This window comes from Sphingobacterium sp. UBA5789, from assembly GCF_002418355.1.
Taxonomy (GTDB): Bacteria; Bacteroidota; Bacteroidia; order Sphingobacteriales; family Sphingobacteriaceae; genus Sphingobacterium.
The window spans coordinates 363,132-380,686 of sequence record NZ_DIDX01000004.1; the positions used below are offsets into that span (position 1 = coordinate 363,132).

The 17,555-nt window shown below is 39.5% G+C and carries 16 protein-coding genes; 10 read left to right on the forward strand and 6 right to left on the reverse strand.

Going from position 1 to position 17,555, the window contains the following annotated elements:
* Positions 1-101: 101 nt before the first annotated feature.
* The 3 genes from B4B65_RS10780 to B4B65_RS10790 all read left to right on the forward strand — a co-directional run bounded on the left by B4B65_RS10780 (position 102) and on the right by B4B65_RS10790 (position 5,716).
* Positions 102-863, forward strand: coding sequence for a DeoR/GlpR family DNA-binding transcription regulator (locus B4B65_RS10780; protein WP_293915638.1), 762 nt, complete (start codon positions 102-104; stop codon positions 861-863).
* Positions 864-1,021: 158 nt separating this feature from the next.
* A complete protein-coding gene (locus B4B65_RS10785) occupies positions 1,022-2,290 on the forward strand; it encodes a Gfo/Idh/MocA family oxidoreductase (protein WP_201679050.1) in 1,269 nt (422 codons plus the stop codon).
* A 24-nt stretch (positions 2,291-2,314) separates the two neighbouring features.
* Positions 2,315-5,716 carry a DUF1080 domain-containing protein gene (locus B4B65_RS10790; RefSeq protein ID WP_293915639.1) on the forward strand — a complete coding sequence of 1,134 codons (3,402 nt, stop codon included), beginning with the start codon at positions 2,315-2,317 and terminating at the stop codon, positions 5,714-5,716.
* A 464-nt stretch (positions 5,717-6,180) separates the two neighbouring features.
* Here B4B65_RS10790 and B4B65_RS10795 read toward each other — a convergent pair whose 3' ends face one another.
* Both B4B65_RS10795 and B4B65_RS10800 read right to left on the reverse strand, forming a co-directional pair.
* Positions 6,181-7,215, reverse strand: a complete 1,035-nt coding sequence (locus B4B65_RS10795) for a WD40/YVTN/BNR-like repeat-containing protein (protein ID WP_293915640.1) — start codon at positions 7,213-7,215, stop codon at positions 6,181-6,183.
* A gap of 11 nt (positions 7,216-7,226) precedes the next feature.
* The gene (locus B4B65_RS10800; RefSeq protein ID WP_293915641.1) at positions 7,227-7,877 is read right to left on the reverse strand and encodes a YceH family protein; all 651 of its coding nucleotides are present in this window, start codon (positions 7,875-7,877) and stop codon (positions 7,227-7,229) included.
* Between the two features lie 39 nt (positions 7,878-7,916).
* On the opposite strand from B4B65_RS10800, the gene B4B65_RS10805 reads away from it, so the two are divergent.
* The 7 genes from B4B65_RS10805 (at position 7,917) to B4B65_RS10835 (ending at position 13,248) form a co-directional block, all read left to right on the forward strand.
* Positions 7,917-8,921 (forward strand): histone deacetylase family protein, encoded by a 1,005-nt coding sequence (locus B4B65_RS10805; RefSeq protein ID WP_293915642.1) that lies wholly within the window; start codon positions 7,917-7,919, stop codon positions 8,919-8,921.
* Between the two features lie 17 nt (positions 8,922-8,938).
* Positions 8,939-9,997: a nucleoid-associated protein gene (locus tag B4B65_RS10810; RefSeq protein ID WP_293915643.1), complete on the forward strand. Its 1,059-nt coding sequence runs from the start codon at positions 8,939-8,941 to the stop codon at positions 9,995-9,997.
* Positions 9,998-9,999: 2 nt separating this feature from the next.
* Positions 10,000-11,079: a DUF3810 domain-containing protein gene (locus B4B65_RS10815; protein ID WP_293915644.1), complete on the forward strand. Its 1,080-nt coding sequence runs from the start codon at positions 10,000-10,002 to the stop codon at positions 11,077-11,079.
* Between the two features lie 342 nt (positions 11,080-11,421).
* On the forward strand, positions 11,422-11,973 hold the full coding sequence (locus B4B65_RS10820) for an RNA polymerase sigma factor (RefSeq protein ID WP_236582111.1): 552 nt from the start codon (positions 11,422-11,424) through the stop codon (positions 11,971-11,973).
* Positions 11,974-11,979: 6 nt separating this feature from the next.
* Positions 11,980-12,315, forward strand: coding sequence for a hypothetical protein (locus B4B65_RS10825; RefSeq protein WP_201679057.1), 336 nt, complete (start codon positions 11,980-11,982; stop codon positions 12,313-12,315).
* A 159-nt stretch (positions 12,316-12,474) separates the two neighbouring features.
* Positions 12,475-12,765: a hypothetical protein gene (locus B4B65_RS10830; RefSeq protein WP_293915645.1), complete on the forward strand. Its 291-nt coding sequence runs from the start codon at positions 12,475-12,477 to the stop codon at positions 12,763-12,765.
* 18 nt (positions 12,766-12,783) lie between these two features.
* Complete coding sequence (locus B4B65_RS10835; protein WP_293915646.1) at positions 12,784-13,248, forward strand: Hsp20/alpha crystallin family protein; 465 nt, start codon at positions 12,784-12,786, stop codon at positions 13,246-13,248.
* Positions 13,249-13,280: 32 nt separating this feature from the next.
* Here the strand turns inward: B4B65_RS10835 and B4B65_RS10840 are convergent, their stop codons facing one another.
* The 4 genes from B4B65_RS10840 to B4B65_RS10855 all read right to left on the reverse strand — a co-directional run bounded on the left by B4B65_RS10840 (position 13,281) and on the right by B4B65_RS10855 (position 17,551).
* Positions 13,281-13,925: a hypothetical protein gene (locus B4B65_RS10840; protein ID WP_293915647.1), complete on the reverse strand. Its 645-nt coding sequence runs from the start codon at positions 13,923-13,925 to the stop codon at positions 13,281-13,283.
* 69 nt (positions 13,926-13,994) lie between these two features.
* A complete protein-coding gene (lpxB, locus tag B4B65_RS10845; RefSeq protein ID WP_293915648.1) occupies positions 13,995-15,107 on the reverse strand; it encodes a lipid-A-disaccharide synthase in 1,113 nt (370 codons plus the stop codon).
* A gap of 155 nt (positions 15,108-15,262) precedes the next feature.
* Positions 15,263-16,459: a porin gene (locus B4B65_RS10850; RefSeq protein WP_293915649.1), complete on the reverse strand. Its 1,197-nt coding sequence runs from the start codon at positions 16,457-16,459 to the stop codon at positions 15,263-15,265.
* 33 nt (positions 16,460-16,492) lie between these two features.
* Complete coding sequence (locus B4B65_RS10855; protein ID WP_293915650.1) at positions 16,493-17,551, reverse strand: agmatine deiminase family protein; 1,059 nt, start codon at positions 17,549-17,551, stop codon at positions 16,493-16,495.
* Positions 17,552-17,555: the final 4 nt, after the last annotated feature.

Sequence of the window (17,555 nt, forward strand, 5' to 3'; positions counted from 1 at the left end):
CAAACGAAACTAAAAGAAAACAAACGAAATTATTGTTAAATTTTTATTTCTCTCCTAAATGAAAAGTTTTTACCTTAGTGAAATTTGAATTAAAACCTATTATGAATAGCGTTGAAAGACACCATTTAATCTTAGAAAAACTTAAACAGATTGGTAATATTACGGTTTCCGAACTTTGTGAAGAGCTAGGGGTTTCGACCGTTACTATTCGAAAGGATCTAAAATTTTTAGAAGACAGTTCGCTGTTATTTCGGGTTCACGGTGGTGCTACCCGGCAGAATCCGTATACCACAGATCGTCCTGTTTTCGAAAAGGAAAAATTACATACACTCGAGAAATCGAAAATAGGTAAAACGGCTGCTTCATTTGTAGAACCCAATGATTCTATTATCATTGCTTCCGGGACGACTATGCAGGCCATGGCAAAAGAAATCGAACCTCTGGGGCTGCTTACTGTGGTAACATCTGCACTTAATGTTGCACAGCAGCTTATCCAGCATCAGAATGTGGAAATTATACAGCTTGGAGGCACCATGAGAAAAACTTCAATGTCGGTTACAGGCGCTTATGCTGAAACGATTTTAAAGGACTTCTTTTGTTCTAAACTTTTTCTTGGTGTCGATGGAATTGATATGGATTTCGGAATTACCACTACCAATGCGCAGGAAGCTCGGCTGAACCGGGTTATGATGGAATCGGCTCAAAAGGTAATCGTATTGGTGGATTCCAGTAAGTTTGGACGTAAGAGCTTCGGTAAAATAGCGGAGATCAACCAAATCGATATTCTGATAACAGATAATTATGTTAATCCCCGTTATGTAGAAAAACTGGAATCCCTGGGGATTAAAGTTATTGTCGTTTAATATGTCTGCTATCTAATACCATAAAAATTTTACATATGATTTTGAGATTGCTAAAATGTATGTAAGATTATTTTAATATCTTTAGAAATTGGAGTTGCCTGATAACAACTCCATTTTTATGAGAGTATAATCAATACCTAAAACTTACATTCAACAATATGAAAAAACAAGAAAATTCAAGACGTGAGTTTCTCAAAAAGTCAATTATAGGAGCTGCTGCTTTTACAATTGTGCCACGTTTTGTTTTAGGAGGACAAGGTTATCTTGCACCAAGCGATCACCTGACCAAAGGTGTCATTGGCGTGGGATCAATGGGACGCGGACATTTTGCTTATGCCGGTACAAAAACCGTCGCTATCTGTGATGTTGATACCCGTCATTTGGCTATCGCTCAGAAAACATTAGGCGGTGGTGTACGTGAATACCACGATTTCAGAGAGCTGATTAAATCTCCCGAAGTGGATATTGTCCATATTGCTACCCCTCCGCATTGGCACGGATTGATGGCTGTAGAAGCTGCCCGCGCCGGAAAAGATATATGGTGTGAAAAACCAATGACCAGAACTATAGGTGAGGGGCAGAAGGTTAAAGAAGCTGTAAAACAGCATGGTAATATATTTCGTCTAAATACCTGGTTTAGGTTTGAAGACAATTTCTACGGTATGCAGGTGCCGGTCAGAAAGATCAAAAAACTGGTTGATACCGGAATGTTGGGGTGGCCGCTTAAAGTGACCATCAGTAAACATACTGGTTTTGACTGGAAGTTCTTCTGGATTGGTAAGCAGAATTTGCCTGTGGAACAAGTACCTGCAGAACTGGATTATGATATGTGGTTAGGGCCGGCACCGTACAAGCCTTACAGTACACATCGTACTCACCTCACATTCCGCGGATACTGGGATTATGATGGAGGAGGTCTGGGCGATATGGGGCAACACTATCTGGATCCTGTCCAGTATTTCTTAGGAAAAGATGAAGAAAGTCCGGTGTCAGTTGAAGTAGATGCTCCGCAACAACACAATGATGCAGTAGGTACCTGGAGACGTATTACCTATACCTATGCTGATGGTTGTCAGATTATATTAGACGGAGAGGGCAAAGACGAGGGATTAGCTTATATTGAAGGACCTAAGGGTAAATTATATAAAGGATTTGTGTCGGATATTCCGGATCTGGAAAGAAAACTTTCGCAATATCCGGAACCTGCACCACAGATTACAAACTTCCTGGAGTCTGTGAGAACAAGACAGAAATTTGCGCTGAATGAGGAGAATGGATATCGTTCATGTACATTAGTCAATCTTGGGCTGATTGCATTGAGACTCAACCGTTCGTTGAAATTCGATTCTGACAAACAGGTGTTTATTAATGATGAAGGCGCTAATCGTTTGATCCATCAACCGATGAGAGGTCCGTGGACTATTTAATTTACATTCCAACAGCACAAACCAATGAAAAAAACATTTAATATATTATCTGCACTCTTGATTTTACAAGTAGCTGCACATGCTCAATTGCCTTCCAACAGGACGACTGCTACCAAAATAGCAGATGTACTTGCACAACAGCCTGCAGAGGAAAAGGCAAAATTTCTGGCTGCCATGAAAGAGTTGGAAAATTTCTCTTCTGATGACATAGCTGAGCTCTTATCTAAGCTCCAGCCTCAGGGTGGAAATAACGCTACAATTGAATTTGCAAGTAACTCTTATTCTTTTTACGTGATGCAATCCGGAATGGAAGCTAAACGCGAAACATTTGCAAAAGGATTAATTGCAGCTCTGGATAAATTAACGGACAAAGACAATAAAGGATATGTAATCAAATTATTGCAACAGTCAGGTAAAAATGAAGCCGTAGCTCCGTTAACAGCTTATCTTAAAGATGATTATCTGGTAGGGAAAGCTTCCCGTGCACTGGTCGCTATTAATACAGATGATGCACGTAAAGCTTTATTAACATCGTTGACAGATGCGGATTCTGAAACTAAGAAGATCGCTATTGTCACTGCTCTGGGAGATCTCAGATCGGCTGATGCAGAAGCAAAAATTATTGAACTTATTCAGTCAACTTCGGCTCCTAAATTTCAAAAAGCAGCTTTCACAGCACTTAGCAAAATTGGCGGCGAGAAATCAGCATCTGTATTTGCAACTCAGCTGGCAATCGTAAAATATCAATACGAGCCAAATGATATCACTGGACTGGCGGTTGATTATGCGGAAACACTCTTGAAGAATAAGAAATCTGCACAGGCTGAAAAGTTTGCAGCAGCATTATTTGCAGGAGCAGGAGTGAATAATGCACCTGAAACAAAAATTGCAGCGTTAAGCATCCTTACAAATATCAATGCTTCCAAACAGAAAAAAGCTTTATTATCTGCAGCGACCAGTGAAGATGCCGCATACCGTAATGTAGCCCTGCAACTGCTAGGGGAATATGGAAACAGCGGAGATACCAAAAAACTGATCGCAGCCTTAAAAAGTGCTACACCAGGTGTTCAGGAAAGTATCCTGGATTTTCTGGCACAAAAGGGATCTGCTTCAGACGTGTCTGCTCTTCAGAAAATTGTTCTTAACAATACTACAGGTGACGCCCGTATTTCCGGACTGGAGGCACTTGATGCACTATCCAGAAATAATGTAACCCCACTGCTGATCAGTCAGCTTAAAGATGCAGATGAGGCACTGACAAGCGCTATCCAAAAACTGATTCTGGCTTCTAAAGAAGCAAAAGCTATTGATATTGTAAATGAATCGTTAGCAACAGCGGATGCCAAGACACAGATAGCATTATTAGGCATTCTGGCAAAAAGACCGAATGCTAAATCATCAAAAGCAGTCCTGCCGTTAGCAAAGAGCACGGATGAGAAGGTTCGCATGGCGGCCTATCAGGCATTACCTATAGTTGCGTCGGAAGATGATCTGAATGATTTGTATGCTTTATACTCAACGGCAAATAAAAATGAAGTTACATACTTGCAAAAGGCAACAATCAATGCGATTCAGTCCAGCAAAGATAAAGATGCTATAACAGCAAAATTAGCATCTAATGTGACCGTTTCAGCATCACCTTCAGCGGGTATGTATTTTCCTGTATTTGCAGGATTGGGAGGGACAGAATCTTTAAATGCTGTTAAGAATTTCACAGACGCAGGTATTCCTGAAGTAAAAACACAGGCCATCTCTGCATTAGCATCATGGAAATCTGCGGAAGCACTTCCGGCTCTTGTTGCGCTTTCCAGAACGGAAAAAGCAGAAGGCAACTTTGATACTATATTCAAAGGACTGATTCGTCTGGTGAACAGTTCTTCTCTGACTCCGGATCAGAAAACGTTGCATCTGAAAGATGCCTTTGCTATTGCACGTACAGATGCACAACGTAATCAGGTGCTAAGTTCGCTTCAGGGAGCGGGTACTTATCAGGCTATGATCTTTGCAAGCAAGCAGATGGTCAATCCGGCTTTAGCCGGAGCTGCATCCAATACTGCTATGAATATCGCATTTGATCATAAAGAATATGTAGGAGAAGATGTTCGGAATATATTGAATAAAGTTATCGGTAATCTGTCCGGAAGTGAAAGCTCCTATCTGAAAGAAGCAGTACTTCGTCAGTTGGCTGAAATGCCGAATAAAGAAGGGTTTGTATCTGTATTCAACGGAAATGATCTGAGTGGCTGGAAAGGTCTTGTCGCAGATCCGATCAAACGCAGTAAAATGGACGCTAAAACATTGGCGGCTGAGCAAAAGAAAGCGGACGAAAAAATGCGTGCAGGATGGCAGGCTAATAATGGAGAACTGATCTTCAACGGAAAAGGAGATAACATCGCTACGATCAAACAATATGGAGATATAGAGATGTTGGTGGACTGGAAGTTAGATAAGGATGGTAAAGAAGGAGATGCCGGTGTTTACCTGAGAGGCACTCCGCAAGTACAAATCTGGGATATATCACGTACCAATGTGGGAGCACAGGTCGGTTCCGGCGGTCTGTATAACAACCAAAAAAATGCAAAAGATCCATTAGTCGTAGCGGATAACCCACTTGGAGAATGGAACACTTTTAAAATAAAAATGGTAGATGATAAAGTGACTGTATACCTGAATGGGGTACTGGTGACTGACAATGTACCTTTGGAAAACTATTGGGATCGTAATCAATCTTTATTCCCTACAGAGCAGATCGAATTGCAGGCACATGGTACTAAAGTATATTACCGTGATATCTTTATTAAAGAATTGCCTAGAAAGCAGGTTTCTGAACTTAGCACACAGGAGAAGAGTGAAGGATTTGATATGTTGTTCGATGGTACAAATCTGGACAACTGGATTCCTTCCGATGGATACGGTATCAATGAAGAAGGCTATCTGGTTGTTTACCCAAATGCCAAATTTGGAGGTAACCTGTATACCAAAGATGAATACAGCGATGTTGTCTATCGATTTGAATTTAAACTGACTCCCGGAGCGAATAATGGAGTAGGTCTACGTGCGCCGGTAGAAGGAGATGCAGCTTATGCAGGTATGGAAATTCAGATTCTGGATAATGATGCTGACGTCTACAAAAGTTTAAAACCTTACCAGTATCATGGATCCGTATACGGTGTCATTACGGCTAAAAGAGGTGCATTGAAACCGGTAGGAGAATGGAATACGGAAGAAATCCGCTTACAGGGAAATAAAATCAAGGTAACGGTCAACGGAACGGTCATTCTTGAAGGTGATATTGCTGAAGCGTCTAAAAATGGTACGCTTGATGGTAAGAACCACCCGGGATTGCAACGTAAATCCGGACATATTGCTTTCTTAGGACACGGATCAGAAGTGTTTTTCCGTAATATCAGAGTGAAAAAATTGTAACGGTTACTTTTTCAGTGACACATAAAAGTCCGTCTTTCGTAAGAAACTCGGACTTTTTTTATTTATAAAATTTTGTGTATCAGTTGTATTTTACTAACTGTATGAGATGTTTGTATCTCTGCTAAAGCACAAGCACCGCTACACTAATGCTTGCGCTAGAGATGGGGATCAGTTGGTTTTTTACTAACTGTATGGAATGTTTGTATCTCTGCTAAAGCACAAGCACCGTTACACTAATGCTTGCGCTAGTGATGGGTTTCTGTGTGGAATTGAAACATGCTACAGCGTCAGTTGCTGTCCAAACCAACTGTAGGGAAAATGTTTGTATCTCTGCTAAAGCACAAGCAACATTACACTAATGCTTGCGCTAGAGATGGGTTTCTGTGTGGAATTGAAACATGCTACAGCGTCAGTTGCTGTCCACATCAATTGTATGGAATGGTTTTGTAGTAACACGTTAACCTCTATTTCAGAGAGGATTGTATTTGCAGTACTGCAACATTTCCCTTACTTCCTGTAAGGTAGATTTTATTCCCGGATTTTGATTTTCCGATTACATTAAAACTTGAATCAGCAATTTTAGTCCAGGTATTTCCTCCATCATGAGATACGTCTGTTCCTGAAGTTCCTGTTGCAAATAACGTCTGTTTATTCACATATACAACCGAAGATCTGAACCCGGAAACAGGTTTTGCTGGTGCTTTCCAGTTTTTTCCACCGTCAGAGGTCAGCAATATGTTATTTTGGTTTTCTTTATCCTGAGCGTAATCACCACCTGCAACGACACCTGTCATATGATCAATAAAAGCTATAGAAAAAACACCAGTCGTATTTTTACCCTGTATAATGGGACAAGCATACTGTTCCCAATGTTGACCATAATCTCCGGAAAAATAAATATGGGATACTGATCCGCCTGTTGCGATCCATACTTTACCATTCGGCTGGGTACAGATCGTGCTTCCGCTGGCAGCAAAGCTGGCTTCTCCGGGTCTTATCAAATACTTGAGATGAGCAGATATATCATTCCAGCTCTTTCCTTGATCGGAGGAATACAATAATTGAAGTTTGCCATCAATAGGATCTCCAAATGCGATTCCTCTTTTCGTATCCCAAAAATCCATTCCATCCAAAAAGATGTCCGGATGAGTATTCTCATATGTACGTAACCAGTTTTTTCCACCATCACGGGTTCGCAATATCACTGCAGGAGAACCAGCATTAACAATAACCGCCTCTTTCGCATTAAAAGCCTGAATATCTCTGAAATCGTATGATTCGAATCCTGCCGGATTGACCCAATCCCAGGATTTTCCGCCATCTAAAGATCTTCCAACAGTTCCATTACTGCCACTAATCCAGAGAATCTGGTCCGATACTACAGCTAATCCTCTAAAACTGCTTTTTACATCCTGAACTAAAGGAATAATACTGTATTGCTTGTTTTGAGCAAACAAGAGAGTAGGAAATACGAATAATAAGAAGAGGAGCTTTTTCATACACATCCGAATTAACGCAGTTCCTGCATCAAACTGTCAAATTCTGCCCGAAGTTGCTGCAGTTGTTCTTCTAATACAAGAACCCTGTTTTCAAGTTCCTTTACCTGACTCTGCTGCCCTCCGTTGCTTACAGGCTCATCATAATCTTCCTCATTTACTTCACCTAACAGATGCACATAGCGAACTTCTTTCTGCCCGGGGCGTTTAGGTAATTGCTTCACATATTCTATTTCGCCTTCACTGAGCTTATTCAGATGTTCCTGTACATCCTCCAGTCCCTCAAATTCATGCAACCGGCCCGAATTACTATTGATCTCTCCGGCAGTGAGTGGTCCTCTCAAAATTAATAAGCACAGTACAGCCAGATCGGAAGGAATCAAAGGAAACTGAATCGCGAGATTGTGCTTATATTTGGTTACTCTGCTACCACCACCAACAACTGTGGAAACTAATCCTCTCTTTTTCAGAGCATCTAATGCTGCAATAATAGTCGCTTCATCATAACTAACCACTGGTTTGCGGGACGTTTTTTGATTACATGCAGTCTGTAATCCATTGAGTGTCATAGGATAATATTCAGGTGTGGTTTTGGATTTTTCCAGTAAAGAACCCAAGACCCTTAGTTCTTCTGCAGATAATTGAGGTAAAGATTTATTTTCCATGAAGTTAAGTTAAAAACTGACGCAGGTCAGTCTGTAAATATGTTAAATTTTATTAGTAAATCCAATATTTCGATAGGATTTCGAGGCAGGCGTGCCGCAACATTTTTGTATCTTCGTCATCAAATAGAAAACTTTGTTTTGCTCAAAATAGCTTTTCATAACGCTTATATTCATCCGCTGAGGGAAGGCCACCGGTTTCCTATGCTGAAGTATGAATTGATCCCCATGCAGTTGATACATGAAGGGCTTGTATCTGGGGATAGTTTTTTTGAACCTGAATTGGTTTCAAAAGAAATTGCCTGTCTCGCACATGACAAATCTTATGTACAGGATCTTTTCGAGCTTACACTGGATGCACGTATGATCAGGAGAATCGGGTTTCCATTGACAGATAGTCTTATTCAGCGCGAACGGCTTATTGTTGATGGTACTATCCGTACTGCACTTTTGGCCATGCAGCATGGGGTTGCCTTTAATGTCGCCGGAGGTACACATCACGCTGGTTATGCATATGGTGAAGGGTTTTGTTTGTTGAATGATCAGGCTGTAGCAGCAGCATATTTACTCGCAGAAAAGAAATCACGTAAAATATTGATCATTGATCTTGATGTACATCAGGGAAACGGAACAGCCAATATATTTAGAGGTAATAAAGATGTATTTACATTTTCCATGCATGGAGCAAAGAATTTTCCATTTATAAAAGAACAATCTCATCTCGATATTAGTTTGGAAGACGGGATTACAGATGAAGATTATTTGTCGCAGCTAGGAACAGTATTACCGGATCTGTTTCAGAAAGTTGAACCTGATTTTGTATTTTATCAGGCAGGAGTTGATGTTTTGGCTACAGATAAGCTAGGTAAACTGAAGCTTTCACCGGAAGGATGTAAAGAAAGGGACTATATCGTCCTTTCTTTATGCAAGCAATTTAATGTACCCGTTCAGATCAGTATGGGAGGCGGATATTCCGAACATATCCGGGATATAGTAAATGCCCACATACAGACATACAGAACAGCAATAGAGCTGTATAATTTTTAAAAATAGAATCGCAATATATGTTTTTTCACCAAGATGCCACTTTCGAAAAATTATCCATTCACCGCGTAGGAAATAAAGCGCAGGATGAATTTTATATTCTTTCTGATGAACCCGTTAATCTGGGCGAAGATGAAGTGATGCCACAGTTGCTGATGCAGTATTTTCTGTCTCCGTTCGCTAAGCTGAATGAGGTTCATCGTTTTTTTCATCCTAATGAGGATCTGGAACTCAATGAGGTATATCATTTTACAAAGCAGTTTTTTGAGGATAAACTACCTTTTCACGAACTTTCTCAGCAAGTCAGCAAGCATTTGTATGAGGTGTCAGGTCATCCCAAGATTAAAGCGGGTGAATTGTATGTTGTTCACCTGAAAAATGTACAGATGGAAGGAGAAGACCATCAGGCAATAGGTATCTTTAAATCCGAAAATAAGGAAACATACCTTAAAGTATACCCTGAACAGGGAGCATTTAAGCTGGATTATGAAGCAGAGGCCATCAATATCAACAAGTTGGACAAAGGTGTGCTGATTATCGATGTGGAGGAAGGCGAAGGTTACAAGGTATTGGTTGTGGATCAGACAAACAAACAGCAGGAAGCGGTTTATTGGAAAGATGAATTTCTGAAACTTCGAATCCGTAACGATAACTTTAATCAAACTGGAAACTACCTGAAAGTGTATAAAAACTTTGTAAATGAAAAACTGGAAGATGTATTTGAAATGGAGAAGGCAGATAAAATAGATCTGCTGAACCGTTCGATGAATTATTTTAAGGAAAAGGAAGAGTTTGTACAGGAAGAATTTGAAGAACAGGTATTAGGAAATCCTCAGGCGATTTCTCTGTTTAAAGAATATCGTGGAGAATTTGAAGACGAATTTGAGACTCCTTTTCAGAGTAATTTTGATATTGCGGACAAGGCCGTTAAGAAAATGGAAGCTTCTTACAAAAGTGTATTGAAACTCGATAAGAATTTTCATATTTACGTTCATGGAAAGAGAGAATATCTGGAAAAAGGTTTTGATGAAGAGAAAGGAATGAACTACTATAAAGTTTATTTCGAAAACGAAAGCTAATAATGAAAAGCCAACTGAAAAGATCCGGGATTATATCGCTGATATTGATTGTTCTGATTATAGTGTTTACGCTATGGCAGAGTAATACATGTGCTGTAGAAATGATCTTTTCAAGAGGATGGTATCCGGTATTTTCCTTTATTCCGGGCACTTTTTTCGGATATATACCTTTTAGCATCGGAGATGTTTTTTATTGTACAGCGATCGGTTTCCTAGCGTTTATGTCTGTACAGACAGTCTGTTTATTATTCAAAAGGAAATTTTATCCTGCTTTGCTCCGTTTTTCAAAGCTCATCAATCTGGGATTGGTTTTATATGTCTTTTTTTATCTAAGCTGGGGAATGAACTATTACAGACAGTCCGTCTCCCGCAATGCAGATATACGTGTCGACAGTCTGAAACTGGCGGATTACCTGGAAGTACTGGATCGCTTTATCGATACAACCAACACGCTTCGGGAAAACGTCAATCCGAAAGTATGGAAAGGAAAAGGGCAGCAAATAGAGGAAGATATGGTTGCAACAGTACAGAATGATACCACATTCCGGTCCTTCTTATCCGTGTCCAATGTACGCGCGAAATCTCCGTTAAACAGCCAACTGGTTTCGTACGTAGGTGTATCGGGATACTTTAATCCTTTTACGCATGAAGCGCATGTTAATACAGCTATGCCAGAAGTTGCCAAACCATTTACTTATGTTCACGAACTGGCTCATCAGCAGGGGATAGGTTTTGAAGATGAAGCTAATTTTATTGCTTTTGTGCGCTTGCAGCATCATCCAAATGAATTTTACAGATACTCCGCCTATTTACAATGCGTGACATATATGCTCCGTGAGCTTCGTGGTATAGACAGAGGGTTATTTGAATCATACCGTAAAAGATTATCAGACAAGATCGAAAGTGACCTAGAGGAAGAGCGTGTCTTCTGGAAAACATATATGGGCTGGACCAACGATCTCATGGCCTTGTTTTACAATCAGTATCTGCAACACAACAATCAGGCTGAAGGGATAGCGAGATACAACCGGATGACGCGTCTTGTACTCGCCTATGAACTCCAAAAGAAAGGATGCAGATAACAAATAACCAGTGCTGTGAACCGTTTAATCATAAAAACGCTTCAAGCGGGGAGCCTGAAGCGTTTCGTTACTAACCAATTATTAACCTAAACTTATGAAAAGTACAGATATAACGCCAGGCGCTGGAAGGATAGTATAATTCATGCGTTATTTTAAGGTTTTTTAACAGTTTCCTGGCGTGCTTATAGTATCACAACTGCATGCTGAAGAAGAAGTAACTAATAAATCAGACTAAGAGAGCATGATAAATCAAAAATATTTTTACATTTATTTTCAATATGTATAAAGTAAAAGGGTGTGTCGATCGTCATTTGATCTATGGACTACACTCATACCTTACAAATGTCTGATAAACAATCTTCTTCACTTCCGGAGGTCGTTCGTAACTATGGCGCCCAATTGCTTCGTTTTATAAAGGGAAAAGTGAAGAAAGTGGAAGATGCCGAAGATATTCTGCAGGAAGTCTGGTATCAGACCAGTCGCTTGTCTAATATCGATCAGCTGGAAAATGTGAGTGCATGGTTATATTCTATTACGCGTAATAAGATTACAGATCTGTACCGCAAGAAAAAGACAGATGCCATAGAAGATCATACCTATATGGATGATGAAGGAGAGCTGAAGATCAAAGAGATATTATTAGCTGACGACTCCAATAATGCAGAGCTGAAGATGTTCAAGGAAGTGTTTTGGGAGGAGCTGATGAAAGCGCTGGATGAACTGCCCGAGAAACAAAGAGATGTATTTGTGCTTAATGAAATAGAGGATATGACATTACAACAAATTGCGGATCAGCAGGGAGAAAATATTAAAACGATTATTAGTCGCAAAGGGTATGCGGTAAAACATCTTCGTCTGCGCTTAAATATGCTTTACGAAGAACTTAAATATTAAGAAGATATGAATAACAGATTTAGAAACGAAAAAAAAGGAAAAATTCTTTTTATGATTCCTTTTATTATCGGGATGGTTTTTCTGCTGGTCTGGGTGGTTCAGTTACTTTGGAATACCCTTTTACCTGAAATAATAGGGGTAAAAGCAATCAGTTACTGGCAGGCCTTCGGAATATTGGTCTTATCCAAAATTCTTTTTGGAGGATTCAGGTTTAAAGGAAAAGGGAAGGCCTGTGACCGTTCGCATCTGCGATCAAAACTGGAACAACTTTCACCCGAGGATAAGGAAAAATTTAAGGAAGAATGGAAGCAACGCTTTTCCAGAAGATGGCATGATTGCTAATCTTATGAATTCTATACGATAACTATGAATCCCAAACACCAGCTGTTTGGGATTTTTTTTGCCTTTACGAAAAAAATCTAAAAAAGATTAAAGTATAATAACATGTTACCCGTCTTCTATCAAAAGGCCTTTGAATTAAATAATTAAAATAAAAAAATCATGAAAAATAAAATTCGGTTTATATTACCAAGATTGATTGGTTTGACACTTTTAGCCGGTTTACTTGCGCTGGTTGTGGGATTGATCTTTAAATTATTGCTGGTAGGTACATTGCTGGCAGGTGCAGGAATGTTTATTGCCTCACGCTTTAAAAAACGTCAGGCAGCTATGATCCGCAATGAACGAAGAAAAGGTATCGCTCCGGCTTACTACGAAATGAGTGCTTCTGCAATCCGTCCGCAGTATTCGGCCACTGAGCGCCCAAACTATGCTATTATCCCCATTCGTTAATTTTAAATAAATATTACAATGTTCTATAAAACTAATAATACATCAGATCATTCCGCAAAGTACGGACATTTCAAGAATAAATTTGAGCAAAAATTCGGCAGATTAAGAGACGAGTTTATGAATGGTGAACATCCTTTTGCCAGTGCATGTTCGGATAGAAAAAATAATATTCCTGCTAATATCTCAGAAAACGAAGAATTCTTTACCCTTCAACTCTATGCAGCAGGTTATCAAAAAGATCGGTTCAAAGTAGCGGTAAAGGATAGTGTGCTTACGGTAAGCTACGATCCTTCTGAAGAAGAGACGCCTGTCACTTATATGTATCAGGAATTTTCTGCAGGTGCTTTCGAACGTTCCTTTCAGTTAAATAATCAGGTTGCTACTTCCAGAATATCTGCAAGTTATGAGGACGGTATTCTGACTGTTATCCTTCCCAAGGATCTGGAAAATATTACACCTCCTCAGGAGATACGAGTAGGTTAGTAAACAATAAAGAGGCGGAATTTTCCGCCTCTTTATTGTTCTATACTAATAATTTCTATTTTTCCGGTAGTACCCGGACTTCCTGAATAAATCTGTCCCTGAGGAAGACCTCTTAATCCGCTTGGAGCCATTTTTATTCGACTGTATATATTTCTCAGATCTGAATTTGGATTAACCGAACGTCCTCCCGGTTCTACATCTACAAAAAGATACGCTTTTGCTTTTTTATCTGTCTGTTGTGGCTTTATACTACCTTTATCCAGACTGATCTTTACATTTCCGCCATTTCCGTTAGGAAAAGTTTTGGTTCCGTTAAAGGCATCATCACCTTTTGCGATGATATATAAAGAACCTAATTTTTGAATATTAGCCTGTATATCAAAGTTGGTTCCGTTATTTTTTCCATCAGTACCCGATATAGAAGCCTGATTGCCGATTTCAGCATATTTTACAACCAAAGTCACATCTTTCTTGCCATAAAACATGAGGGAAGCACGATCTCCCATAATTAATGTGTCGATATGGATAACCATACTGGAATCACGGTTGTTAAAAGTCTTCTTGCCCTTTTTACCAATCTCAAGTTTCGAGATGTGCTCAGTTGACGGTTGCGATTGCGCCTGAACCGTAAACATTACGGCTAAAGAAGCAAATAGTGCAATAATATATTTTTTCATATTGATCAGTGATTAAAAAACTTAAAAACTATAAGTAAGACAATCGATATATGAAAAAGTTTAAAAGTATCATTCAGTTAGATACTTAACAATCAACTTTGCTGTTTTTTCAGAGGCACCCGGAGTTCCTAACTTAGAGGCTAATACCTCATAATTCTCCATTACACTGGCTCTGTGTTCTTTATCATTGATCAGTAAAGCCAGTTCATTGGCAATTTCAAAATCTGTACAGTCTTCCTGAATCAGCTCTATTACCGACAGATAATCATTGATAAGATTTACAAGGGAAATGAATTTCACTTTAATTACCAACCGGGCAATTTTCACACTTAAAGCATTGGCTTTGTATACGACAACCTGAGGTACTTTAAGAATTCCGGTTTCCAATGTTGCCGTTCCGCTTGTTACTACAGCAGCTTCCGAATTGCGCAGAAGATCATAAGTCTGATCAAAAACAACTTTTATAGGAAGGTCCTGAGTGTATTGTTCGTAATAGGCTTTGTCGAAATTTGGCGCACCAGCTATTACAAACTGATGTGCCGGAAACAGAAAATACAACCTTACCATTTCCGGTAATATGCGTTCTATCTCCATTTTACGGCTTCCGGGAAGCAAAGCGATGATATTACGTTCATTGAGATCGTTGTCTTTTTTGAAATTCGGATTAAAACGATACTTGTCTATTGCATCTAAAAGAGGATTTCCAACGTAATCCACTTTCATGTTGAATTTTTTATAAAAGTCTACTTCGAAAGGAAGAATACAAAACATGTGGTCTACTACACGACGAATCTTATACACTCTTTTCTGATTCCAGGCCCATATCTTGGGAGAAATGTAATAGCATACTTTGATGCCATGTTTTTTTGCAAACTCGGCTATTTTGAGATTAAAACCAGGGAAATCAATAAGAATAACAGTATCCGGACGATAAGCCAAAAGATCTTTTTTTACTGTTTTCAGGTTTCTGGAAATAGTGCTTAGATTTTTGATAACTTCTACAAATCCCATGAATGCCATTTCAGAAGTGTGAATCAGAGCCGATTGACCTGTAGCAGTCTGCATCTGATTTCCGCCGACTATCCGGAATTCAGCCTGACTGTCTTCTTTTTTCAGTGCTTCAATCAAATTTGCACCGTGTAAATCTCCTGAAGTTTCTCCGGCAATAAGGTAGTATCTCATGTAAAACTCGCTTTCCTGATTTGATTTTAAAGATAAGTATTAATACTCTTATGATGCAAAACTGATGAGATTTACATATGTTTTTTTGTATTTTACTGCAAATAGTAAAGGCTGCCAGAAGCAGCCCTTACGAATTAATGCTATATCACATTTGATCAGATCCCCAATTCGACCTGAAACGTAAATCCCCATTTATTATCATCCATCAGATTATTGTAATAACCATCTTTGACCAGATAGTTACCATTCAGTTGAAACTTCAGGCGGTGTGCCTTCATATATTTTGTAAGTCCGGCTTCCAGAATTTCTGTACGTTCCTCTTTTGGGCGAATATCTTTGTGTGGGTCTACAAACGTATATCTTCCTGCGATCTCATATCCCTTGCTGAATAAATAGCTGATCTGCTGATTTATACCATATCCTTTGTAAACATATACTTCTTTTCCTTCCAGATCCTGATTGAAAGGATTATCTACATTCCGTTTCATATATTCTACCTGATAAGCAAATCCATTATACTTAAATATTGCATCAGCAAACAATGTAGTCAGATCCTTTGCATCCTTTACAAATGCGCCGGTCTGTCCGCTCAGTCTGGTAGTTTTATTATTAAAACTATAGCCGCCTCCTATAGATAATTTAGGTGTTTCTTCTCTTTCCAGATCACCTTCAGAGTAATCACCTGAATTTGTAAACTGACCAAACGGGAGGAATTCTACACGTCCCGTATAGGCAAGACCATTGTCTGTCGTATTTACAGCTCGACCTTCTCCGGTGGAGATTTCTGCTTTCAGATTGAAAGGCATATTGCCGATTTTCTTGGAAAGATTTGCAGAAATACCAAAATCCCGGTCTATTGAAAAGTTTGCATTGACAATGGAACGTTCTGCAAATTGTAACTGACCGGAAGAATTCACCCGCTGACGGTTACCCGGAAGTTTATTCTGACCAAATCCGATATAGAAATCGTCACTGAAATTATAGAAAATCACCGCATCACGAACAATATTCGGAATTCCGGAATCATCAAAATCCTGATCTCCACGCGTGAACGCCAATTGAACAGAGTAACTGATCTTAGGTGTGTAGATATAGCCGTCTACACGCATGCGGAGCCGTCTAACACGTGCTTCCCACTCATCATTTTTTTCACCATCAAGTGTATTCGTATACTTGACTCGATTCTGCATCCGAAACCTGAAATTGGTATAAAAAAGTGAATCTTTACTCGTGAACTGTATTCCTTTAAAATTTAGAATAGTAGCTCTATCGTCTCGTTCCTGAGCATTTACATGGGTGCATAATAATGCTATCCCAATGGTCAACAAAGCTCTGAATCCTGTTTTTCTCATATTATTTAAGCGGAGGTTAGTAAAAACGTAAATCTATAACAGAGGTTCTTGCTGGCTCAGACAATGGAAACTACCTAACCCCCAGATAATGTCTACTGAATTGATACCAATGACTTTTCGGGTAGGAAAACATTCCTGCAAAATAGCTAATGCTTTCTCATCATTGACATCATTAAAAACAGGAACTACGACAACTTCATTGGCAATGTAAAAATTTGCATATGAAGCCGGAAGCCTGGTGTCTTCATGAATAACAGGAGAGGGCATAGGTAAGGCGATAATATTCAGTGGTTCACCGTTTTTCAATCTGAAAGTACGTAATGTCTCCAGATTCTCCTGTAGTAACAGGTAGTTTTCGTCTAATGGATTTGATTCCACTACAGTGACTACGGTGTTTTCATTTATGAAACGTGTGATATCGTCAATATGTCCGTCTGTATCGTCACCTACAATACCGTCCCCAAGCCATAATACCTGATCCTGACCATAAAACTCAAGCAGATATTGCTCGATCTGTTCTTTTGTCAGGTGTGGATTGCGATTCTCATTCAACAGACATGCTGTAGTTGTCAGTACCGTACCGGCACCATTAAATTCTACAGAACCACCTTCCATTACAATAGGAGGGGTAAAAAGACGGTGCCCGAAGTGTTGAGCAATTTTTGTCGGCACGACGTCATCCAGATCAAAAGGAGGGTATTTACCTCCCCAGGCATTATATCCCCAATCTACTACTGCTTTTTCTCCGGAATCCTGGTTCAATACGAATGCAGGTCCGTGATCGCGGCACCAGGCATCGTTGGTTGGGTTAAAATAAAATTCAATATTATCCAGATTTGCTTCTGCATCGTTCAGATGATTCCAGGCAAACTGTTTCATTTCCTCATCAGCCACATTAATCCGTACTTTTTGAGATTCGGCAACAGCTTTGATAAATTGTGAATAGGGAGCATATACCGTTTCCAGTTTACCCGGCCATGATTCTTCTTTATGAGGCCAGCTGAGCCACATAGCTTCTTGCGGTGCCCATTCTGCAGGAAATGAAAAACCCAATGCTTTGGGTGTAGATGATAAATCTATAGTTGAATTCACGATG